The sequence below is a fragment of the Escherichia sp. XD33 genome (assembly GCF_019375075.1).
Taxonomy (GTDB): Bacteria; Pseudomonadota; Gammaproteobacteria; order Enterobacterales; family Enterobacteriaceae; genus Enterobacter; species Enterobacter flexneri_A.
In genome coordinates, this window is record NZ_JAENDM010000024.1 from 15,715 (window position 1) to 35,512 (window position 19,798).

23 protein-coding genes are annotated in these 19,798 nt (G+C 54.9%); 2 read left to right on the forward strand and 21 right to left on the reverse strand.

Annotated features, from left to right (window positions below; translation table 11 throughout):
• Positions 1-31 precede the first annotated feature (31 nt).
• The 9 genes from lafU to lafA form a co-directional block, all read right to left on the reverse strand.
• The gene (gene lafU, locus K0778_RS15015; RefSeq protein WP_001232547.1) at positions 32-955 is read right to left on the reverse strand and encodes a putative lateral flagellar export/assembly protein LafU; all 924 of its coding nucleotides are present in this window, start codon (positions 953-955) and stop codon (positions 32-34) included.
• A 2-nt stretch (positions 956-957) separates the two neighbouring features.
• Positions 958-1,821: a flagellar motor stator protein MotA gene (gene motA, locus K0778_RS15020; RefSeq protein WP_001169518.1), complete on the reverse strand. Its 864-nt coding sequence runs from the start codon at positions 1,819-1,821 to the stop codon at positions 958-960.
• 12 nt (positions 1,822-1,833) lie between these two features.
• Positions 1,834-2,550 (reverse strand): FliA/WhiG family RNA polymerase sigma factor, encoded by a 717-nt coding sequence (locus K0778_RS15025; protein WP_000938723.1) that lies wholly within the window; start codon positions 2,548-2,550, stop codon positions 1,834-1,836.
• A gap of 19 nt (positions 2,551-2,569) precedes the next feature.
• Positions 2,570-3,037 carry a flagellar basal body-associated FliL family protein gene (locus tag K0778_RS15030; RefSeq protein ID WP_000725257.1) on the reverse strand — a complete coding sequence of 156 codons (468 nt, stop codon included), beginning with the start codon at positions 3,035-3,037 and terminating at the stop codon, positions 2,570-2,572.
• A gap of 7 nt (positions 3,038-3,044) precedes the next feature.
• Positions 3,045-4,106, reverse strand: coding sequence for a flagellar hook-length control protein FliK (locus K0778_RS15035; RefSeq protein ID WP_001067465.1), 1,062 nt, complete (start codon positions 4,104-4,106; stop codon positions 3,045-3,047).
• Positions 4,103-4,414 carry a hypothetical protein gene (locus K0778_RS15040; RefSeq protein WP_000414993.1) on the reverse strand — a complete coding sequence of 104 codons (312 nt, stop codon included), beginning with the start codon at positions 4,412-4,414 and terminating at the stop codon, positions 4,103-4,105. Before K0778_RS15040 ends, K0778_RS15035 begins: the two co-directional genes overlap by 4 nt.
• 4 nt (positions 4,415-4,418) lie before the next feature.
• Positions 4,419-4,811, reverse strand: a complete 393-nt coding sequence (gene fliS / locus K0778_RS15045; protein ID WP_000285319.1) for a flagellar export chaperone FliS — start codon at positions 4,809-4,811, stop codon at positions 4,419-4,421.
• Positions 4,812-4,833: 22 nt separating this feature from the next.
• On the reverse strand, positions 4,834-6,150 hold the full coding sequence (gene fliD / locus K0778_RS15050) for a flagellar filament capping protein FliD (protein ID WP_032083754.1): 1,317 nt from the start codon (positions 6,148-6,150) through the stop codon (positions 4,834-4,836).
• A gap of 290 nt (positions 6,151-6,440) precedes the next feature.
• A complete protein-coding gene (lafA, locus tag K0778_RS15055) occupies positions 6,441-7,355 on the reverse strand; it encodes a lateral flagellin LafA (RefSeq protein WP_032083753.1) in 915 nt (304 codons plus the stop codon).
• A gap of 485 nt (positions 7,356-7,840) precedes the next feature.
• Between lafA and K0778_RS15060 the strand changes: the two genes are divergently transcribed.
• Positions 7,841-8,683: a transcriptional regulator gene (locus K0778_RS15060; protein ID WP_032083752.1), complete on the forward strand. Its 843-nt coding sequence runs from the start codon at positions 7,841-7,843 to the stop codon at positions 8,681-8,683.
• Between the two features lie 54 nt (positions 8,684-8,737).
• On the opposite strand, the gene K0778_RS15065 is transcribed toward K0778_RS15060, so the two are convergent.
• The 12 genes from K0778_RS15065 to K0778_RS15120 all read right to left on the reverse strand — a co-directional run bounded on the left by K0778_RS15065 (position 8,738) and on the right by K0778_RS15120 (position 18,963).
• Complete coding sequence (locus K0778_RS15065) at positions 8,738-9,715, reverse strand: hypothetical protein (protein ID WP_001752087.1); 978 nt, start codon at positions 9,713-9,715, stop codon at positions 8,738-8,740.
• A gap of 16 nt (positions 9,716-9,731) precedes the next feature.
• On the reverse strand, positions 9,732-10,661 hold the full coding sequence (flgL, locus tag K0778_RS15070) for a flagellar hook-associated protein FlgL (protein ID WP_032083750.1): 930 nt from the start codon (positions 10,659-10,661) through the stop codon (positions 9,732-9,734).
• A gap of 14 nt (positions 10,662-10,675) precedes the next feature.
• Positions 10,676-12,052 (reverse strand): flagellar hook-associated protein FlgK, encoded by a 1,377-nt coding sequence (gene flgK / locus K0778_RS15075; protein ID WP_000367226.1) that lies wholly within the window; start codon positions 12,050-12,052, stop codon positions 10,676-10,678.
• A gap of 182 nt (positions 12,053-12,234) precedes the next feature.
• A complete protein-coding gene (locus K0778_RS15080; RefSeq protein ID WP_000700041.1) occupies positions 12,235-12,534 on the reverse strand; it encodes a rod-binding protein in 300 nt (99 codons plus the stop codon).
• The gene (locus K0778_RS15085; protein ID WP_001181895.1) at positions 12,534-13,634 is read right to left on the reverse strand and encodes a flagellar basal body P-ring protein FlgI; all 1,101 of its coding nucleotides are present in this window, start codon (positions 13,632-13,634) and stop codon (positions 12,534-12,536) included. The genes K0778_RS15080 and K0778_RS15085 overlap by 1 nt, the downstream gene beginning before the upstream one ends.
• 14 nt (positions 13,635-13,648) lie before the next feature.
• Complete coding sequence (gene flgH, locus K0778_RS15090) at positions 13,649-14,314, reverse strand: flagellar basal body L-ring protein FlgH (protein ID WP_063084595.1); 666 nt, start codon at positions 14,312-14,314, stop codon at positions 13,649-13,651.
• Between the two features lie 203 nt (positions 14,315-14,517).
• Positions 14,518-15,303 (reverse strand): flagellar basal-body rod protein FlgG, encoded by a 786-nt coding sequence (flgG, locus tag K0778_RS15095; protein ID WP_000990538.1) that lies wholly within the window; start codon positions 15,301-15,303, stop codon positions 14,518-14,520.
• 78 nt (positions 15,304-15,381) lie between these two features.
• Positions 15,382-16,119, reverse strand: coding sequence for a flagellar basal body rod protein FlgF (locus tag K0778_RS15100; RefSeq protein WP_000375468.1), 738 nt, complete (start codon positions 16,117-16,119; stop codon positions 15,382-15,384).
• Positions 16,119-17,321, reverse strand: coding sequence for a flagellar hook protein FlgE (flgE, locus tag K0778_RS15105; protein ID WP_153449095.1), 1,203 nt, complete (start codon positions 17,319-17,321; stop codon positions 16,119-16,121). The genes K0778_RS15100 and flgE overlap by 1 nt, the downstream gene beginning before the upstream one ends.
• A 159-nt stretch (positions 17,322-17,480) precedes the next feature.
• On the reverse strand, positions 17,481-18,194 hold the full coding sequence (locus K0778_RS15110) for a flagellar hook capping FlgD N-terminal domain-containing protein (protein WP_001093675.1): 714 nt from the start codon (positions 18,192-18,194) through the stop codon (positions 17,481-17,483).
• The gene (gene flgC / locus K0778_RS15115) at positions 18,194-18,625 is read right to left on the reverse strand and encodes a flagellar basal body rod protein FlgC (protein ID WP_000010949.1); all 432 of its coding nucleotides are present in this window, start codon (positions 18,623-18,625) and stop codon (positions 18,194-18,196) included. Before flgC ends, K0778_RS15110 begins: the two co-directional genes overlap by 1 nt.
• 2 nt (positions 18,626-18,627) lie before the next feature.
• Positions 18,628-18,963 (reverse strand): flagellar basal body protein, encoded by a 336-nt coding sequence (locus K0778_RS15120; RefSeq protein WP_063084596.1) that lies wholly within the window; start codon positions 18,961-18,963, stop codon positions 18,628-18,630.
• Positions 18,964-19,044: 81 nt separating this feature from the next.
• Between K0778_RS15120 and flgA the strand changes: the two genes are divergently transcribed.
• Positions 19,045-19,782 (forward strand): flagellar basal body P-ring formation chaperone FlgA, encoded by a 738-nt coding sequence (gene flgA, locus K0778_RS15125; RefSeq protein ID WP_000009754.1) that lies wholly within the window; start codon positions 19,045-19,047, stop codon positions 19,780-19,782.
• Positions 19,783-19,798 lie beyond the last annotated feature (16 nt).

Sequence of the window (19,798 nt, forward strand, 5' to 3'; positions counted from 1 at the left end):
AGGGTTTGAGAAATGCGTAAAGATTCAGCATTTAGCGCGTTCGCTGCGAAAGCACCTGCTGCTTATCCAGCTTTTGCACCAGCGGCTGCACCACTTTATCCCCATGCTGACCAAAGTATTGATACAGCGTATCGGACGCACTTTTGGTCAGCACCATAATCTCGATGCGCCGATTACCCGCACTTTGCGGATTCTTCGCGTCCAGCAGCATCTGGTCCGCCATTGCGCTTACCTGCATCACTTTATCTTCCGGCATTCCGGCCTCTTCCAGCACCCGACGAGCCGAAAGCGCGCGGTCACCCGAAAGGTTCCAGTTGTTGTAGATATTGTTTTTGTAGGCCATCGCATCGGTATGCCCGGTAATAATAATTTTATTATCGAGCGAGTCGAACACTGGCGCGAGCTCCACCAGCAGCGTTTTAAAGAACGGCATAATCTTCGCGCTGCCGCGTTCAAACATATTGCGGTTCTGGTCATCTTTAATCAGCACGCGCAATCCCTGGGGAACAATCTCCATCTCCAGATTCGCTTCCATATGCGCATCACGGGCAATGGTGTTGATACTGGTTGCCAGCTCGCCAAGCTCGGTGGCGGATTTCTTCTTCAGCAGCGCTGTTTTCTCGTTGACGTCTCGCGCTTTTTTCTCCGTCTCTTCCGGCACCGCCACGGTGGCAGGTTTTGGCGGATGAGACGGGCTGATTTTATTTAACGGCGACAATCCGCCGCCACTGAAAATCGACTGCCCGTGCAGCGCGGCGATAATGCTTTCACGCTCGGATTTACTGACGCTGTTGACAATCCACAGCGTCATAAACAGCGCCATCATTGCCAAAGTAAAGTCGGCGAACGCCACCTTCCACGCCCCGCCGTGGTGCCCGGCATGATTCTTTTTGATCTGCCGCCGGACGATGGTGGTTTTTGCCCCACGATCGCGGCGGTTACCCGTCTTTCTCATGCTTATTCTTGCTCCAGCATCGCATTCACCCACGCGTCGAGGTTGGCGAAGGTCGGTTTGGACGCCAGATGCAGTAGCTTACGCCCGGCGTCCACCGCCAGCAGCGTCGGTTTGCCGCCTGCCTGCGCCACCAGCACGGTACGCACGCATTCCAGCAAAGAATGTTCTGCCCGCGCCTGTTGTTCCATGGCGTTGGCGAGTGGGTCCATCAGGCAGTAGCAGATAAAGACGCCTAAAAATGTCCCCACCAGCGCTGCCGCCACTTTCAGGCCAATCAGGGCGATAGAGCCGTCAATCGACTGCATGGTGATGATGATGCCCAACACCGCCGCACAAATGCCAAACCCCGGCATCGCTTCGGCGGTACGTTGCAGCGAGCGCGACGGCGTTAGCAGCGACTCTTCCGCGGTGTCCAGTTCCTGATCGAGAATGCCTTCCAGTTCATGGGCGTCGATTTTACCCATCGCCATCAGGCGAAAGTTATCGGCAATAAAGGTCACCAGCCGCTTCTGGGTTAACACCAGCGGGTATTTCTGGAAAATGGTGCTCTCTTCCGGTTGCTCAATATGTTGATCCAGCATGCGCAGACCACCGTTTTGCACCATTTCGAGTAACTCATACAGGCACATTAATAGCTGGCGCTGAAACTCCGGCCCGAGCTGTTTTTTACTGATTACGCCTTTAATTTGATGGGCAATCTCTTTCAGCACATGTTTCGGGTTACCAATAATCATCGCCCCGAAACCGGCACCCAAAATAATGATCATTTCCGCCGGTTGCCAGATAGCCACTAATTGCCCGCCCGCTTCAAAATAACCGCCAAATACGCAGCCGAGCACCACCAGTAAACCTAATATTTTTTGCATGATTTCTTCACTTTAATTCGGATAGACAAAATCACGAATTTTCTGCGCGATCTGTTTATTCAGTTGACAAATTCGGGCCTCGGTTAGCCCTAATACCAGCGCAATCTCTTTGAGATTCATCTCATGCTGGTAATACATGGAGAGGATCAGTTGCTCTTTTTCGCTTAATTGTGAAAGCGCCTGTTGCAGCATTTGCTGGGTGACAAACTGATCTTCCAGCTCCCTGCCAGCAAGCAGAATGCCAGGCCCTTCGCCGTTCAGCAGTTCGTCCAGGCTGGCGAGCGTTTCCGCCCCTTCCAGTTGCTGATATTCGAGATAATCTTCATGCGAGATCCCTTCCACGGCCAGTTCTGACCACTCCGGTTCGTGCCCCAGTTTTTTGCGCGTTTCGCGAATCAGATCTTTCATCTGATGATATTTCTGTCGCAGCTGGCGCGGTCGCCAGTCGAGAGCGCGCAGCTCATCCAGGATCGCGCCGCGAATACGGTGCACGGCATAGCCCGCAAAACCTTCGTCCGGCAGCCCGTAGCGACGGATGGCATTAAGCAGCCCCATTAACGCCGTTTGTTCCATATCCTGACGATCAATAATGCAATTACACTGCGGGGCAAGTTGCCGCACCACTTTACGCACCAACGGTAAATAGGCCTGCAAGTAGTGGCTCTCCTGCTGCGGGGTTAATACCGGCGCGGCAGCAAATTCTTCCGACTCGAATACATCCTGTAGCATATTTATATCCGCCTGGTGATTACTGGAAGACCACTTTTTTCACCAGCAAATCCTTATACGGTGCGCTCATTTTGCGACGCTGAAGATCTTTCTTTAACGCGTCAGAAATGAGTTTGCGGATGGCGGATATTTTCATGCCACGCAAATCTTCAAATTTCATTTCCGTCAGGCATTCAACCGCAATACTTTGATACAGCGGCTCCTGATGTTTTATTTTTTCCGCTTCTTTGTCACTGGCGACCACCATCACTAATTCCGCCGACAAATAATGGTCCGCGCCGTTATTGTCATGCAGCGTGACAATGGTTTCCGGCAACGTCACAAACACGCTTTTGCTCTCATCCAGGGTTTCCACCGTTTCCGTCTGCGCGGCGGCAGTCGGTTTTCCTTTTCCGGCATAATGATGCCAGACACCCCATCCAGCTCCGGCCCCCACCACCAACGCCAGAACGGCGCTGACCACGCCCGCCACCACGATTTTCTTCATATTGCCTTTACACTTTGATCAAAACGGATTCGTTCTGTTGAAATTGAGGCGCATCATCAAGCTGTAAGGCAGCACTCACCTCTTCCTGCTGATGGCCCGACTGTTGTTGTTGCTGCGACTGCCCTTCGGAGGAAACCTGTACGTTCACCTCCATAAAATTTTGCGCCGTCAGATGCTGGCGGAGATCGTCGCTAAACTGCTGTAACGCGCGGCAAACTTCACTTTGGTTCGCGCCGATGTGCACCATCAGTTTGCCGTTGTCGAGTTGTACGGCGATCTCGAGCTTGCCAAGCGACGGTGGATCGAGACGGATGGTGGAGATCTGCTGTTGTTTGTTGAGCTGAAAGTGGATCTGATCTTTCAACAGCGTCGTCAGTTTTTCGCCCAGTTCGTCCATCGAAAGCGTGACGGGTTTGGCGACAATCTCCTGATGATCGCTGACCAGCTCCGGCGTCTTAACCTGCAACACCGCACGCGCAATAACCGGTTCGCTGTCCGGCACTTTTTCCGTTTTACGCTCGACCTGCGGGCGCGCGGTCACACGGGTTAGTTCAGGTTTCGGGCGAGCTGGCTGTGTTGAGACGCGCGGCTGCGTCGACGCAATGGCATGTAAATCTTCACTGGCGTAAGTCGCCAGTCTGGCCTGCTGTTCGGGTTTCTCCTGCGGCAACTGACTGATCAGTTCCTGCAACTGCGGCGGCAACGGCGTGAGTTCCTGCTGTTGCGTCGGGCGTTGCGGCGCGTTTTGCACCACCGCTTTCGTCAATTGCTGGATAACCGGCGATGTTGCGACGTTTCGCGGCTGCGGCGTGTCCTGATGTGGCGCGGCTGGGTGCGGAAGTAACAGCGCCATTAGCGCCTGCATCGCCACCGGATCGTTCTCCTGCGGGTGCGTCGCCTGTTGCTGACTGGTTTTAGCGCTATGAACGCGCTCCGCCACCGCCGCGACCGCCATTTTCGGCAGGGTAAACGCGGGCGCGTTTTCACCGCTCACCGGCGGTAAAATATCCGCTTTCAGCGACGCCGTTTCCGCAAGCGTTCCGAGCGTGGCAAGCAATGCCGGATTCATGACTTCTCCGAAAGTAAATTAACAATTGAGTAGGCCAGTACGCCTTCCTGATGCCGCTGATGCTGTTCCATACGCGCTTTCAACACTTCTGCGCGCTGCTCGCGCCGTTTAATCAGGGCGTTAAACGCGTCATACAGTCGCGCTTTCACTGCATCCAACTGCGCCGCATCGGTTTCCGCCGCCGCGTAATCGTGAAACTGGCGTATCAACTGCTGATGCAGTGCCGGAAGGCGTCGCCAGCGTTGCTTGTCGAGGGCTTCATTCATCGCCTCGACCAGTGCGAAAAGTTTCCTGCGTTGTTTTTCCATCGTCTTAACCCAGCTTGCCCGAAAGCCCTTCCCAGCCTTCGCGCAGGTTGCTTAAGATCAGCATCACTTCATCGATTTTCTCTGCCGACAGTTCGCCGCTGGCCTCATACAATCGGTAAACGCAGTGGTCATAGAGTCGCGAAAGGTTGACCACCAGCTCGCCGCCAGTTTCAAACTCCAGCGAACTGGTGAGCGCATTGAGAATGTCGATGCATTTATTGATGCTCTGGGCTTTCTTCTCGAAACGCCGCCCTTCAATATGGCTTTTGGCGCGTTCCAGTTCGTCCATCAGGCCAGAAAACAGCACCAGCACCAGTTCCAGAGGCGATGCCGCCGCAGTACGCGCCGCGAGATCGATCTCTTTATATTGCGAATAGCCGTCCTGTACTTGGTACATCTTTAGGGATATTCCTTCTGAGTTACGCGAATGCCGCCATGCTGGCTTTCATGGTGTACACCTCAACCAGCGTGTTGGTGTACTCCTCCAGATAACGGTCGTAGTTGGCGTTATAGGTATCAGTAAGCTGATCGCCTTCGTCCTGAATTTTGCTCATCTGATCGTCAATGTTCTGCTGGCGCAGGGTGATGATGCCGTTGCTGGAGTCCGTGTAGGTGTTAATCAGGTCGTCCATCTGCGCCACCATGCTGTTGTCGCCAACGAAAATAGAGGTCAGACCGTCAGGATTTTTCGCCATTTCGTCGTTGAACTGGTCGGAGTCAATCTGTAAGTGGCCGTGAGAATCGAGGGTGATGCCATAGTCAACAATCGACACGCCGTTGTAGCTGGCATGGGCGATGTCATCGAGCTGGTTCGCCAGTGAACTGAGCCCGGCGTCGCCTGCAAATACCCCGGCGCTGGTACTGTCATCATCGTGAGTGGTCAGCGAATCAACCGTATCAATCAAGGTGTTATAGGCATCGACAAAGGTCTGTACTTTCTCCTGGCTGGCGCTGGAATCTTCGCTGATGTTAAAGGTGGTGAGATCGCTGTCAGAATCGCTGACTTCGGTAAAAGTCATGGTGACGCCGGGGATCACATCATCAAATGTATTGCTGCTGTTGGTGATCGCAGGCCCTGTGGCGCTACCGAGATGAATAATCGCGTCCTGAGCGGAGGAAACATCCGTGGCAACGGGCGCGCTGGTGCTATCGTTGCTGGCATCATGCCCCGTTACGCTCACCGAAAACGCGCTCTGCGCCCCGGTGCTATCGGAGGTGAGCATAATCGTGGTGGTGCCGTCGGTTTTTACCAGTGCCGCCGACACGCCTGGATTGTCATCGGAGTCGTTAATCGCATTCACCAGCTCGCTGGCGTCGATAAAACCATCGCCGTCACCGTTCTGATCTGCCGCCGACAGATCGATATCCATGGTGCTGTCGCCCATCGTCAGTTCGAAGGTGCCGGTGGCGGAAAAGGCGTCGTCGCCCATACTGAATGTGGTCTGCTGCCCCTGCGCCAGTTGCTCAACGAAAAATGAGTAGCTTCCCGCCTGCGCCTGGGAATTGGCGGAAACGGTCGCCGAGTCATTATTGCTGGTGGCGGCAAAAGTCACCGGGCCGTCGGTATCGCTGTTCAGCGCGTCAACGGCGCTCTGGAAATCGCTCAACGCTGAGCTGAGCGAGTCCAGGCCGCTGCTTTCAGCATCCAGCTCCGTTTGCTTTTCCTGCAAGTTTGCCGCCTGAGTGGCAACGTCGGCATAGGCGATTTCTTGCGCAATGGTTCTTGGGTTGATCATTGATGACTCCGAATAACGATGTCAGGTTATTGGCAAAAGGCGTGCCAATATTTTTTATGTGAAGAATCAATAGATTGAAAAATGGGCGGAAAGAACGCTTCCGCTTTAGCGGAAAAACGCCTGCCGCAGAAAGCACAACACCGCCCGCAGGCGGTGTTGAGACTGATGACAAACGCAACACTGCCTGATGCGCTGCGCTTATCAGGCCTACATGGTTTCTGCAATATATTGAATTTGCAATATTTTGTAGGCCGGATAAGGCGTTTACGCCGCATCCGGCAAGTCCGCCATTACTGCAGCAGGCTGGAAACCATGCTGGACATGCTGTTGGACTGTTTCAGCATGGTGATGCCGGTCTGCATCAGCACCTGCTGTTTGGTCATGTTGGACGCTTCCGTCGCGTAGTCGGTATCCATGATGTTACCGATAGCAACTTCGGTGTTGTCCTGCATGCTGGTCAGGTTGTTGGTAGTGTCGTTCAGACGGTTAATAGACGCACCCAGCTTGGACTGAATCTGAGAAACGTCATCCATCGCGGTAGAAATGCTGGTAATCATCTGGTTAGCCGAGCCAGACGCAGTCAGCTCAGTACCGCCAGACACGCCTGCAGTACCCGTGGTGTCTGCCTGATCCGCACTGAAGGAGTTGCTGATAGCAGAAAGATCCGTCACCAGGGTATTCAGTTGGCTTGAAATGTTCACGGTCATGGTGTCGGAAGATTCCGCGCCCACCTGGAAGGTTACCGCGCTCTGGAACAGGCCGTCAGTACCGGTGTTGCTGGTGCCGGAAACACCGAACAGGTTGGTGCCGCCGTAGGTGGTGTTTTGCAGCATGTCAGACATCTGCTGACCCAGTTCGTCGTATTCGTCCTGCATCGCCTGCAGGTCGTCGTCGCTGTAGGTGCCGTTCGCTGCCTGAGTTGACAGGTCTTTCATACGACCCAGCACGTCAGACATTTCATCGAACATGCTGTCGGCGGTTTGCAGCATCGCGGTGGCATCATTGATATTGCTCAGCGCCACGCCCATACCGCTTGACTGTGCAGTCAGACGGTTAGCAATTTGTTTGCCCGCTGCGTCATCGGCAGAAGAGTTAATCCGGTTACCTGTCGCCAGGCGTTCCATAGATGTAGACAGAGAAGAGCTGCTTTTGCTGATTGCATTAACGGCGGCCATTGAGGCGTTATTGGTGTTAATAGATAACATGATACTGCTCCTTGGGATTAATCGTTTTCGTTTCGATACCCTGTAAAAACGACACCTCAGGAGCAAACTTAAAATCGCCGTAAAAAAAATTTCACTGCGGTTTATCTGATGCCACTTTTAGCTAAAAAAAGCAGAGTTTAAATTCAGATAAAAAGATTATTAGCAATATCTGCCACATGGCCAGGTATCAAAATATGTCTTTATCAATTGCTTGATATAGTTAAGATTATCATCAATTACCGCGTTTTCTTCTCAATGTACTGATGCCAAAATTTACATTGCGTTGCAAATAGTACACATTTGGCTATTGTACCTGTCCTGTCATTTCGTTACATTTCCACGCCATATAGTGATTAAGAATAATCCTATTACCATAAAATATTAGTTATCACGCAGAAAAATCATCTTCTCAGGGACGTATAAGACTGTGCTTTATGCAAAGCACTATCAGGAAACATTTATCCCTTGCTAAGGTAAACTCAACTATGAGTATTATTATCAACAACTGGCGGATGGACCCGTCGCTTAATGCCTTAATACATTGCGAAACGGGTGAAACACGTCGTCTCGGCGAATACCATTTTATTTTGCTGGAAACATTAGCAAAAAATGCCGATGTGGTTTTATCGCGATCTTATTTATGTGCCGAAGTATGGAAGAACCGCATTGTCGGCGGAAACAGCCTGCCGACGGCGATCCATGCGTTACGCGTTGCTATCGACGATGATGGCAAACAACAGAACATTATTAAAACCATCCCGAAAAAAGGTTACCTGTGCAATAAAGAGTATGTGTCTTTGCCGGAGTCATCGCCAGCGGAAGCGCTGATTATTACCAACCAGATACAGGAAACTGTGCCAGGAGAGATATCTTCGACAACACCGCCTGTGCCTGTTAGAAAAAAACATAAAGGACTGATGGGGTTAGCCTTGACCGCGGCTGTTATATTTATTGGCTCGACCGTGGGGTATTCACACTTGAAAAGTACACCTGATGCCCCGCAGCTGGTAAAAGAGTCAATTAACAGTCCAAGAATAAAAATATTTCACCTTAGTTCTGGAAAAGAAAATAATTCCGTACCGTTACTGTCACAAACCCTCGCACCAGGGAAAGACAAACTCGATAATTTATTGTCAGCGCATAATATGACAATGACAACCTATTATAAATATGTTCGTAACCGACTGGAAAGTGATATTGTTCTGCGCAACCAGTGCAATGGTAGCTGGCAATTAACGTTTAATGTGGAAGGCTGGCAGAACAGCGATATTAATAGCGCGATGTATCAGAATTTAGAGAAGTTGTTAAATACTGTGCAGAAGTGCTGATGAGTGCCAATATATGCCGGATACGACGCTAAAGGCGTCTTATCCGGCTGATAATTACCCCAATAAATTCCTCACCGTCTGGCTGGAAATTCGCGCCTGACCGTTCACCGCCTGCAATAACACCTGATAATTATGATTCGCGCTATCGAGCACGCCGCCGAGGTTTTCCGATGCCTGCACGGCGTTTTCCGTTTGCGGGAAGCGGGACATGCCGTCGATCAACTGGCGGGCTTTTTCCTGTTGTACCGCCATCTGCGCGCGCTGCTGATTAATACTTTCTAACGTCTGAGAAATTCCCGCCCCGCCCTGTTGCAGGCTTTGCGCTAAGCGGTCCGCCTGTGACGGTTCGGCAAAGATTTTCAGCGGCATAAACGCTGATTTATCACCATCGCTGCGCACGCTTAAAGTGCGCTCGATGTTAGGCCACTGTTTTTCGGTGGTGGAGAAACTGATGCCATCCGCTTGCTGATGCAGCTGCACGCCCACGCGGCGCAGGGCGTTGGTCAGCCGCGTCTGATACTGCCCGGCGTTGTCATCCTCAGACAACATCACCGCCGAAAGTTGAGTCTGCCGCCCGTCAGAGACGCTGAACATACGCGTTCCCGGCGTGGGATTGTGTACCAGATTCACCAGATCCGGCGAGTGAAAGCTCACTCGCGCTTCCCCTTGCAACACTGGCTGCAACTGGCGGTCTACCGCACCGCCGGAAAGCGCGGTGCGTTTGTCCAGCATCTGCATCAGCGCCGTACTCTGCGCCTGCCCACCCTTACGCTGGCTATGACGATAATCGAGTAACTGCTGCTCCAGTTGCCCGAGGTAGTGATCCGCCTGCTGCAACGTGGTGAGCTGGTCGTTAAGCTGCACGCTGTAACGCTGCGGGCGAGTGGTAATCAGCGGCGAGGCCGGATATTCACTCGCCGTCGCCGGGAGTTTTTGCCGCACCGCCTGAGTGGGCGCAACGGTTGACGACGATACCGCAGCGCTATGCGCGCCGCCGGTGGCGAGTGACGAAGATGTAAGTCCGACCTGCATACTGTTCCTGAAAGAGTTAGAGAACGCTGAACAAATTCAACTCACTCACTTTCGAGTAAGTCTTGAGGGTAGCTTCCATTGCCACTTCCAGTCCGGTAAAGGTGATCGACGCCGGGCCGTAATCGAGATCCTGCAATGAACCAATCAACTCATCATTAGAGGTAGAGATATCGGTCTGCGCATCGCTCAGCATCGACATGGTGTTCTGCGTCTCGCCGAGCGACGCAATCGAGGCGTTGAGATCGTCCGAGGCGGTGTCCACCACATCAACGGCGTTCTGAATATCGCTCTGCACCTGCGGATCGGCCGGGTCAACGTTGGGGGCTTGCAACTCCTGAGAGAGCGAATTGAGCGTGTTGAGCACATCTAAATTGCTACCGAAGAAATCGCTCGCCGCCACGTTGGTATCCACTTCCACGCCGTTCGAAACGGTGGTCTGTCGGTGGTCGCTGTTGCCCTGGTAGCTATAGCTGTCGGTCACGCCATCGCCGTCATCGTCCACGGCCACAATCGACGGCTGATCGTTGATGGTGCCGCCAAACACGTAGTGCCCGTCTTCGTCCTGATAATTGAGCGCCGCGACCATCGATTCGGTGAGCGACTCAATATCCTGCCCGAGGCTTGCGAGCGAATCGGCGGTATTGGTGCCGTTCGCCGCTTCCAGCAGGTCGTCACGCACCGCCAGCAGGCTGTTGTTGACGCCATCGAGAATCGACTCCTGCTGGCTTAACCCCGCCGACGCGGAGTCGATATTGCTCTGATACTGCTCAATCGCCGACTGTTGGCGGTTTAACTGGGTGATGCGCGTGGCGGCGATCGGGTCATCAGACGGCTGCAAAATTTCCTTACCGGTTGCCATCTGTTCGACCACATGCGCCAGATCGCCGGAGAGATTATTAAAACTTTGCGTCATCGAGACGTAGGTTTGTTGGGTGGTTACTCGCATTCTCGTGCTCCCGCTTAGCTGCACATTTCCAGCACCGAATCGAAAATCTCGGCCCCGGCGGAAATGACTTTCAGATTGGCTTCATAAATTTGTTGATAGGTGATCAGGTTAACCGCCTCTTCGTCCATGCTGACGCCGCTGACGCTGCTCTGCTGGTTTTGCGCTGCGGAATAGACATTGGACGCGGCATCGACTTCCGTCTGGTTTTGCTGGCTGTAAATGCCGATATTGCTGATGATTGACGAGCACGCCTGCCCGACCGTCACACTGCCAAGATTGGCAATTTCCAGCGGTTCGGTGGAGATGTTGATCAGCGCCTGCAGGTTGTCGCTGTTACCGCTTTCGTCCGGCGAACTGGAAAACGCCAGCTCATCGGCGGTGATATCCGGGTTAACGGTCAGTGGGCCATCGGCATTGCTGGCGTCATAAATAAACAGCGGCTCGCCGGGGTTACCGTTGAGATCGTAGCCCTGCGCCAGCTGGTTGTTGACCGCATCGGCAAACTGCGAGGCCATGCTGTTGATGGTGTCGGTCAACGGCGTCAGCACATCGTTTTGATAATCAAACAGTGCGCCTAATGAACCTCCAGTGTCGGTGGTCATCGTCGAGGTGGTGCCAGCGAAGGTCAGCGACATGGTCGGCGTGCCGTCGGCGTTGGTTTCCAGCGCGATGGTCGAACTTTGCTGCCCGCTCACCAGTGGCTGACCGTTTTTCAGGGTGACGTTGTAGTTGCCCTGATCGTCGATATTGACCTGCACATCCATCATCCCGCTGAGTTCTTCCACCATCTGGTCGCGGGCGTCATACAGCGCAGAGGCGTTATCCCCGTTGGCTTCGGCCTGCGCGATTTGCTGGTTATAGCTGGCAATGCCGCTGGTGAGCGTATTGATTTGCGACACCATCGCCTGCTGCTGGCTGATGATTTCCGTGCTTTGCGAGTCGATGTAATCGAGCGTGTTATCAATACGCAACGACAGCGCCCCGGCTTCGCTGATCACCTGCTCGCGCAGGGCGGAATCATCGGGGCTGGTGGTCGCTTCGTTAAGGGCGGCGAAGAAGTTATCGAAGCCGCCGCTCAGGCTGCTGTTATCGTCGCTTAGTACTGCTTCCAGTTGGCTGAGATACCCCTGCTGGGTGCTGTAATAGCCGTAATCGCTGGCGGCATACCACACCTGATTCACCTGATACTGGTTGGAGACGCGGCGAATGCTGTCGACCTGTACGCCGTTACCGGCGCTGTTCGGCGAACCGCCGCTGGCACCGATGGTGCTGATCTCCGCCACCTGACGGGTGTAGCCCGTGGTCATGGCGTTAGCGGTGTTTTGCGCCGTGACGTTCAGCTCCACCTGCGCGGTTGATGCACCGCTGTAGCCGATGTTAATCATGTCCATGTTGGATCCTTACCGGTAAATCGTGCCGGTTAAAAGCGGCGTAAAGTTGGGGATTCTTAAGTTCCGTAAACCGGGTGCCGAACGCCGGATGCGGCGTGGACGCCTTATCCGGCCTACATACGGGCGACTCGTAGGCCTGATAAGACGCGCCAGCGTCGCATCAGGCACCGAACGTCGGAGCCTCATTTATGCTTTGGCGACAACTGCTTCACAATCATCGCCGCGATCCCAATCCCGTGCTGCTGCGCCAGGGTGTTACACAACTCATCGTCATAAAACCCCTGCATCATGCGCACCGAATCGCTGTTAAATGGGTTATCTTTCGAATCAAACAACTCGTTGGTTTTGCGCATCTCTTTCAGCATGTTGCGTAAAAAAATCGCCTCAAACTGTTCCGCGGCCTGCTTAATATCATTAGCCTGAACCTTCGGCCCCATTAATGCATCGCTGCCGTCAATCCCGCCGCTGGCGTTGATTTTCATCAGATCACCTCCAGATCGGCATCCAGCGCACCCGCTTCATGCAGCGCCTGCAAAATCGACATAATGTCGTCCGGCGTCGCGCCTAAACTGTTCAACGCATTGACCAGCGTTTTCAGGCTGCTCGACTCCGGCAAACTCACCACGCCCGGACGGGCATGATTCACCGCGATATTGCTCTGCGGCGTTACCGCCGTGCGCCCGCCCGCAAAGGCATTCGGCTGGCTGACGTTGCTGGTTTCGTTAATCGAAACGGTCAAACTGCCGTGCGATACCGCCGCCGCGTGTAGCGCAACGCCATCGCCCATTACCACCGTGCCGGTGCGCGAGTTGAACACCACACGGGCGCGGATTTTCTCCGCCTGCACCTGCACATCGTCCAGTTGCGACATAAACGCCACCCGCGCGCCGGGGCTGGTGGGCGCGCGTACGGTAACGTTGGTGGAACTCTGCGCCATGGCAATCCCGCCAAACGAGGCGTTAATCGCCGCCGCTATGTTGTTGGCGTCTTTAAACGACGGGCGTTTCAGATTAAGCGTGATGGTATCGCCCATCTGAAAATCGCTGGGGATCTCGCGCTCCACCGTCGCGCCGTTAGGAATTAACCCGGCGGTTGGCGTATTAACCGTTACGCTGGAACCGCTGGCCCCGGTGGCGTTCATCCCGCCGACCACCACGCTGCCCTGTGCCAGGGCATACACTTCACCATCTGCGCCGTGCAACTGCGTCAGCAGCAAGGTGCCGCCACGAATACTTTTCGCATCGCCAATCGACGAGACGGTGACATCAATGGTCTGCCCGCGCGAGTACATCGGCGGCAACGTGGCGCTCACCGCCACTGCGGCGACGTTTTTCACCTTCGGGTCGATTTTATTCGGCAATTGCACGCCGAACTGGCGCAGCATATTGGTGATGGTCTGGTTGGTGAATTTGACCTGGTTTTTATCACCGGTACCGTCGAGGCCGACCACCAGGCTGTAGCCGACCAGTTGGTTTTCACGCACGCCCTGTACGTTAACCAGTGACTCCAGCGATTGCGCCAGCACCACGCCGGGTAGCGCCAGGCTTACGGCTACGACCACTGTTTTTATCCAGTTTTGCATTGCACTCTCCGGCATTAAATCGGGAACAGAGGATGGTTAAACAACCGCGTCAGCCAGCCTGCGGCATTGGCGTCGCTTAACGCGCCACGTCCGGCATAGGAGATACGGGCGTCGGCGATCCGCTGGGAGGAAACCGAGTTGTCGTTCTGGATGTCGTCGGCGCGCACCAGGCCGCTTAAGCGGATGTACTCATCGCCCTGGTTGAGGGTGAGCCATTTCTCGCCGCGAATTTCCAGGATGCCGTTGGGCTGCACCGCATGGACGGAAACGGTGATCTCCCCGCGCAGGCTGTTCTGCTGCTGGGAAGTGGCGCTGCCGTCAAAGTCGCGGTTGGCGTCGATAGAGCCGGAAAGCTTATCTTTAGTGTGACCAAAAATGGTCGGTGCGCCGATATCGACGGTGTTGCTTTTGCCGAAGTTGGTTTTCGCCTGTTTGCTCGACTGGGTGGATTCTTCGAGGATCACCGTCAGGATATCGCCCACGCGATAAGCCCGCCGATCGGCGGTCATCGACCAGTTGTAGCCAGTTTCAAATACACCGCCAGCACGCCCGTCTGCCGGAGGCGGTGCTTCGGTTTTCGGTGGCGCAAAGTATGCGTCGTCTTTTTTGACCAGAATGGCCTGCGATTCACACCCGCTAAGCAGGGGAAGCAGTGCCACCAGCCAGAGATAATTTTTCACGTTCTGCCTGTTTTAAATACAGTGAGTTATGTGCTCTTGTAGGTCGGATAAGACGCGTCAGCGTCGCATCCGACAACAAGCGTGTGCACATTGCCCGATGCGCGTGTGGACGGTTTATAAACGGTTAATCAACCAAACTATGTGCACCGTCCACTCGCTTATCGTGCCTACAAGGGCGTCAGCGTCGCATCCGACATTTCGCCTTACAGCGTCTGGCTGATGTACTGCAACATATCGTCCGCCGCCGACACCATTTTGGCGTTCATCTCGTACGCGCGTTGCACCGTAATCATCGCCACCATTTCGTTGACGATATCCACGTTCGAGCCTTCCAGTGCGTTGTCCTGCAAAGTGCCAAGCCCATCTTCGCCCGGCACACCTTCTGTCGGCTGACCGCTGGCGGCGGTTTCCAGATACAGGTTGTCGCCCTCGGCGGAAAGCCCCGCCGGGTTGGCGAAGTTAACCAGCGTCAGTTGCCCTAACTCGGTCGCGTCGCTGTCGCCGGGTAAGATCGCCGTCACTGTGCCATCCTCACCAAACGCGACGTTGGTGGCCCCTGCCGGAACGTCGATTTCCGGCTGCAACGGCAAGCCCTGCGAGTTGGTCAGCACGCCGTCGGCGTTCACCTGCAAGTTGCCATCGCGGGTATAGGCGATATCGCCGTTAGCCTTTTGCACCTGCAAAAATCCCTGCCCCATAATGGCGACATTCATCGCGTTGTCGGTGGTTTCGACGTTGCCTTCGGTGAAGGTTTTCTGGGTACCGACAATGCGCACGCCGCTACCGAATTGCAGCCCGGTCGGCATGATGTTGTTCTGGTCGAGCATCGCGCCCGGCGCTTCCTGGGTCTGGTAGAACAGATCCTGAAACATCACCCGGTCGCGCTTGAAGCCGGTGGTATTAACGTTGGCGATGTTGTTGGCAATCGCGCTCATTTCAGCATCCTGCGCCGAGAGGCCGGTTTTGCTGATCCATAATGCTGCGTTCATGGTGGTAAATTCCGTGTTATTTTTGGGCCGCGGTTGCCGGATGCAGCGTGAACGCCTTATCCGGCCTACGATGTGCGGTTACGAGCCGCGCAATAAGCGGTTGCCCGCGTCGCTGATATCTTCGGCGGTTTTCATCATCTTGATCTGCGCTTCAAACTGGCGGTTCATGGCGATGGACGACATCATTTCGCTCACCGCTGAGACGTTGCTGCCTTCGAGAAAACCGCCGCTGACTTTGATATTTTCATCGCGCTGGGCCGGTACGCCGTCGGCAGTCACCAGCATCCCTTCAGGATTTTTTGCCAGGTTAGCGACCGGGATATCCACCAGCTTCAGGCGATCGATATCCATCGTCGCGGTCACGTCGCCGTCATCGGGCGTCACCGACAGCGTGCCGTCGCTGCCAAACGAAGCGATGGCGTTCGGCGGCAGAATGATCGGCCCGTTATCCCCCAGCACCAGATTGCCGTCGATAGTCAGTTGCCCCTGGTCGTCCTGCTGAATGTTGCCGTTGCGGGTATACACTTCGTTGCCGTTTTTATCCTGCACCGCAATGTAACCTGCCCCCTGAATCGCCACGTCCAGCGGGCGTTCGGTTTTCTCCGCCACACCCGTGCTGTCGTTCACGCCGCTGGCCCCTTCCTGCGCCATATAGCGCGTGTCGAAGCCGCCGCCTTTCACCTTGTTGTTGGTCGCCATCGCCATATCGGCGCGAAAACCGTTGGTGTTGACGTTCGCCAGGTTGTTGGCGCTAATTTGCTGCTCGTACAAAGTCTGAGAAGCCCCGCTCAGGGCGGTATAAATCAAACGGTCCATTACATTGCCTGGAACAGCGCGTCATCGAGCTGTGTGCTGGTAGCGATAACTTTGGTGTTGGCCTGATAGTTACGCTGGGCGGTCATCAGGTTGACCAGTTCGCTGGTGATATCGACGTTAGAGCTTTCGAGCACGCCCGATGAGAGCGTGCCGCAAGTGCCGGAGCCAGGAACGCCAATCAGCGGGGTGCCGGATTCCCCGGTTTGTACCCACGCGGTGCCGCTCACCGCTTCGAGTCCGTTTTCATTCGGGAAAGTCGCCAGCACCACCTGCCCCTGCAACATGCGCTCGCCGTTGCTGTAGGTGGCGTAAACTTTGCCATCGTCATCAACCTGCACGCCGTTTTGCGTTGCGGAGGCGTAGCCGTTGGCGGCATTGGTGGTGACCGAGAAGTCCGAGCCGTATTGCGTACAAGTGGTGTAATCGACGGTTAAGTCGATAGGTGCGGCGGCGTCGGTCTGGAACTCAATGGTCTGCGGCGTGGTTGGCGAAGTCAGCTTACCGGTGTTCGGGTCGAAGATTAAGGTCGTCGCCGGAACGCCAGTCTGCTGCTGACCGTCGAAGGTGTATTGCACTTCCCAGGTGTTATCGCTGGTTTTAGTGAAGTACTGGCATACCGAGTGTTCGTTACCCAATGAGTCATACACCGTGGTGGTGTAGCTGTCTGTATACGAGCTGCTGTTGGTTGGATCGAACGGCACGGTTGTACGGTCGATAGCCGCATCGCTGGCATCGAAGTTGGCAGTAAAGGTCAGGCTGCTGCTGGCCTGCGCCGGGATATTGCCGGTTTTGATCTGGATATCCGTCACCGTACCGGTTTGCAGGGTGCCGCTGTCATCGACCGGATAACCCTGTAAATAGTCGCCCGAGGCGTTAACGATATAGCCGTTTTTGTCGGTTTCAAACGATCCGGCGCGGGTATACGAGATATTGCCCGCGCTGTCGCAGGTAACAAAAAACCCGTCGTCGTTAATCGCCAGATCCAGCGCATTACCGGTGGAGATCAGCGAACCGCCGCGCGAAATGCTCTGCGCGGTGCCCACCACACTGACGCCCATCGCCTGGCTTCCGGCATACATGGCGGAAAACTGGGTAGTCATCGACTTATAGCCCACCGTTCCGGCGTTGGCGATGTTGTTACTGATCCCGTCGAGCTGTTCGTTAACGGCATTCAGCCCCGTTGCGGCAATTTCATAACTCATTGTGTCTTCCTGTTAATTCAAATTTTGACAGCGTGTCCGTTGTTTTGCCGGATGCGGCGTGAACGCCTTATCCGGCCTACAAAACCATGCAGATTCAATACATTGCAGTTTCATGTAGGCCTGATAAGCGAAGCGCATCAGGCAATTTGGCACCGGACATCACGCCACATCACTGTCGGCATCGGGTACGCCAAACTGGCTAATCATGGTGAACGGTACTTCGCCCACGCCTGCAACGTTGAGCACCGGAGAGCTGCCGTCGAGCGGGATGCGCACATCTTCCACTTCGCCGGAGACTTCAATCGGCACCTCTTCTTCCCCGGTGTTGGTGACCACCGAGACGTCGTAATCGCCCGGCGGGATGCCGTAATCGGCGGGATTCACCGAGAAATCGACCTGGCCTGGCCCGACGGACGAACTCCCTTGCGGGATCAGCGAGACGGTGTAGTCATCGCCTGCGGCATCGGTAAAGTGGAGATCGGCAGTGGTACAGGCGTCGTCAAGCGTGGCGCGACCGTTAATGGTCTGGTCGCTCACCTGCAAGGCGGTGGTCTGCACCATAATGTCGTCGCCCACCAGGTTACCGAGCGCCATCACCTGGATGTTGCTCATCAGCACCGCATTGGTATTCGCCTGCACGCTCATCTCTTCCATCATCGCCACCTGCGCCATCGACGACAGCTGGTCGATATATTCGGTAGCGTCGGTCGGGTCGGTTGGGTCCTGGTTTTGGATCTCGGCGACAAACAGCGTCAGGAAAGTATCGACGGGCGAGCTATCGCTGCTGCTTTGCGTGTCGCTGGCCGCCACGTTGTTGCTTTCCGCCGTGGCGGTGGGTTGCGGCGATTGCGCATTCAGCGCCAGGGTATTCATCAGGCTTCTCCCAGTTTCAGCAAACTTTGCTGCATACTTTTCACGTTGTTGAGCACATCGACATTGGTTTCGAAATCGCGCGAGGCCGACATCATGTCCGCCATCTGTTCCACCACGTTGACGTCGGGATACCAGACATCACCGTTAGCATCGGCGAGCGGCGAATGCGGTTCATAGCGTTTCACCGCCCCGCCGGTTTGCAGCACGTCCTGTACCTGCACGCTGGCACCGTCAATGGCATGACGATGTGTACCCGCCAGCAGGCTGTGGTGATACACCGCGGCAAACACCGGGCTGCGCGCTTTATACGCCTGCGCCTCGCTGCTGGCGGGCGCATTGGCATTCGCCAGGTTACTGGCAACGGTATTCAGACGTAGCGTTTGCGCCGTCATCGCCGAGCCGGAAATCTGATAGATATCAGTAAATGACATGCTTATTTCCCTTCAATGGCCTCTCTGATACCGCTGATTTGCAGATTCAGAAAGGTCAAACTGCTTTGATAATCCATACTATTTTGTGAAAGCCGCGCCTGTTCGCTGTTCAGTTCCACGGTGTTGCCATCTTCCGACGGCTGCATCGGCACACGGTACTGGACATCCACCACCGCGTTATTTGCCCGTTGCATCTCCCTGGCAAAATCAATATCTTTAGCCTTGAAATTTGGCGTATCGACATTCGCCAGATTCGCAGTCAGTAGCTCGGTCCTCTCAAGACGTAACTTCACTGCCTGCGGATGTACTCCCAATGCTTGTTGAAAACTGATCCCCATTTCCTGCGTCACTCCTGCTTCAATCCGCATACGCTAAGCAATCGCCATGCCATTTTTTAAGTCACTGATGAGAAAGGGTTTATGAGTTTTCAATTTTGCAGGCGGAAGTTTTATTTCCTTCTGGCGCTAGCCTTACCGGGCTACGCCGCCGTCCATCCCGTGCAACACAGCGCGCGGGAACAAGTCAACGCCCAGGTGCTGAATGCCGCGAGCCAAAAAATTGAATCGCTGGCGCAGCAGCGGCAGTGGCATGACTATCGCTACACCTTTAAGATCTACATTCCCTCGCAGATTGCGACCGCCGCGCCCTGTACTAAAACACCCGGCGTCACGCTGACTTCGCCTGCGGAAATCGCCCTCAACCGGATGAACTTCACCGTCAGTTGCCCGCAAAGCTGGCAGATGAACGTGGCGGTGCGCCCGGATGTACTGGTGCCGGTGGTAATGACGAAGTCACTGGTTGCCCGCGATACGCCGCTCACCGCGAATGATGTGGAGCTTAAGCCCTACAACGTCAGCGCCCAGCGCCGCGATGTGTTGATGGTTCTCGATGACGCGATTGGTTTCAGCAGTAAACACGCCCTGCAACCCGGCAGGCCAATCACCAAAGAAGAACTCGTGTCTCCGGTGCTGGTCGGGCGCGATCAACCGGTGATGATTGTTTACCAGAGCGCGGGGATCACCGCCTCGATGCCCGGCGTGGCGCTGAAAAATGGCCGCAAAGGCGAGATGGTGAAAGTGCGTAACGCCAGCAGCCAGCGGGTCATCAGCGCAATGGTGGCGGAAAGCGGCGTGGTGACAACGGTAAGCGCGGAGTAATTTGCGCTAACGATTA

What these genes read in the sequence shown, in the direction of transcription:
- K0778_RS15065 (WP_001752087.1), bottom strand. Translation starts at nt 9,715, where the DNA reads ATGCAGGTCGGACTTACATCTTCGTCACTCGCCACCGGCGGCGCGCAT.
- flgG (WP_000990538.1), bottom strand. Translation starts at nt 15,303, where the DNA reads ATGAACGCAGCATTATGGATCAGCAAAACCGGCCTCTCGGCGCAGGAT.
- K0778_RS15120 (WP_063084596.1), bottom strand. Translation starts at nt 18,963, where the DNA reads ATGGGGATCAGTTTTCAACAAGCATTGGGAGTACATCCGCAGGCAGTG.
- K0778_RS15040 (WP_000414993.1), bottom strand. Translation starts at nt 4,414, where the DNA reads ATGGAAAAACAACGCAGGAAACTTTTCGCACTGGTCGAGGCGATGAAT.
- K0778_RS15035 (WP_001067465.1), bottom strand. Translation starts at nt 4,106, where the DNA reads ATGAATCCGGCATTGCTTGCCACGCTCGGAACGCTTGCGGAAACGGCG.
- K0778_RS15100 (WP_000375468.1), bottom strand. Translation starts at nt 16,119, where the DNA reads ATGGACCGTTTGATTTATACCGCCCTGAGCGGGGCTTCTCAGACTTTG.
- fliD (WP_032083754.1), bottom strand. Translation starts at nt 6,150, where the DNA reads ATGATCAACCCAAGAACCATTGCGCAAGAAATCGCCTATGCCGACGTT.
- K0778_RS15025 (WP_000938723.1), bottom strand. Translation starts at nt 2,550, where the DNA reads ATGCTACAGGATGTATTCGAGTCGGAAGAATTTGCTGCCGCGCCGGTA.
- motA (WP_001169518.1), bottom strand. Translation starts at nt 1,821, where the DNA reads ATGCAAAAAATATTAGGTTTACTGGTGGTGCTCGGCTGCGTATTTGGC.
- K0778_RS15080 (WP_000700041.1), bottom strand. Translation starts at nt 12,534, where the DNA reads ATGAAAATCAACGCCAGCGGCGGGATTGACGGCAGCGATGCATTAATG.
- K0778_RS15060 (WP_032083752.1), top strand. Translation starts at nt 7,841, where the DNA reads ATGAGTATTATTATCAACAACTGGCGGATGGACCCGTCGCTTAATGCC.
- flgA (WP_000009754.1), top strand. Translation starts at nt 19,045, where the DNA reads ATGAGTTTTCAATTTTGCAGGCGGAAGTTTTATTTCCTTCTGGCGCTA.
- fliS (WP_000285319.1), bottom strand. Translation starts at nt 4,811, where the DNA reads ATGTACCAAGTACAGGACGGCTATTCGCAATATAAAGAGATCGATCTC.
- flgC (WP_000010949.1), bottom strand. Translation starts at nt 18,625, where the DNA reads ATGTCATTTACTGATATCTATCAGATTTCCGGCTCGGCGATGACGGCG.
- K0778_RS15085 (WP_001181895.1), bottom strand. Translation starts at nt 13,634, where the DNA reads ATGCAAAACTGGATAAAAACAGTGGTCGTAGCCGTAAGCCTGGCGCTA.
- lafA (WP_032083753.1), bottom strand. Translation starts at nt 7,355, where the DNA reads ATGTTATCTATTAACACCAATAACGCCTCAATGGCCGCCGTTAATGCA.
- lafU (WP_001232547.1), bottom strand. Translation starts at nt 955, where the DNA reads ATGAGAAAGACGGGTAACCGCCGCGATCGTGGGGCAAAAACCACCATC.
- K0778_RS15030 (WP_000725257.1), bottom strand. Translation starts at nt 3,037, where the DNA reads ATGAAGAAAATCGTGGTGGCGGGCGTGGTCAGCGCCGTTCTGGCGTTG.
- flgE (WP_153449095.1), bottom strand. Translation starts at nt 17,321, where the DNA reads ATGAGTTATGAAATTGCCGCAACGGGGCTGAATGCCGTTAACGAACAG.
- flgL (WP_032083750.1), bottom strand. Translation starts at nt 10,661, where the DNA reads ATGCGAGTAACCACCCAACAAACCTACGTCTCGATGACGCAAAGTTTT.
- K0778_RS15110 (WP_001093675.1), bottom strand. Translation starts at nt 18,194, where the DNA reads ATGAATACCCTGGCGCTGAATGCGCAATCGCCGCAACCCACCGCCACG.
- flgK (WP_000367226.1), bottom strand. Translation starts at nt 12,052, where the DNA reads ATGGACATGATTAACATCGGCTACAGCGGTGCATCAACCGCGCAGGTG.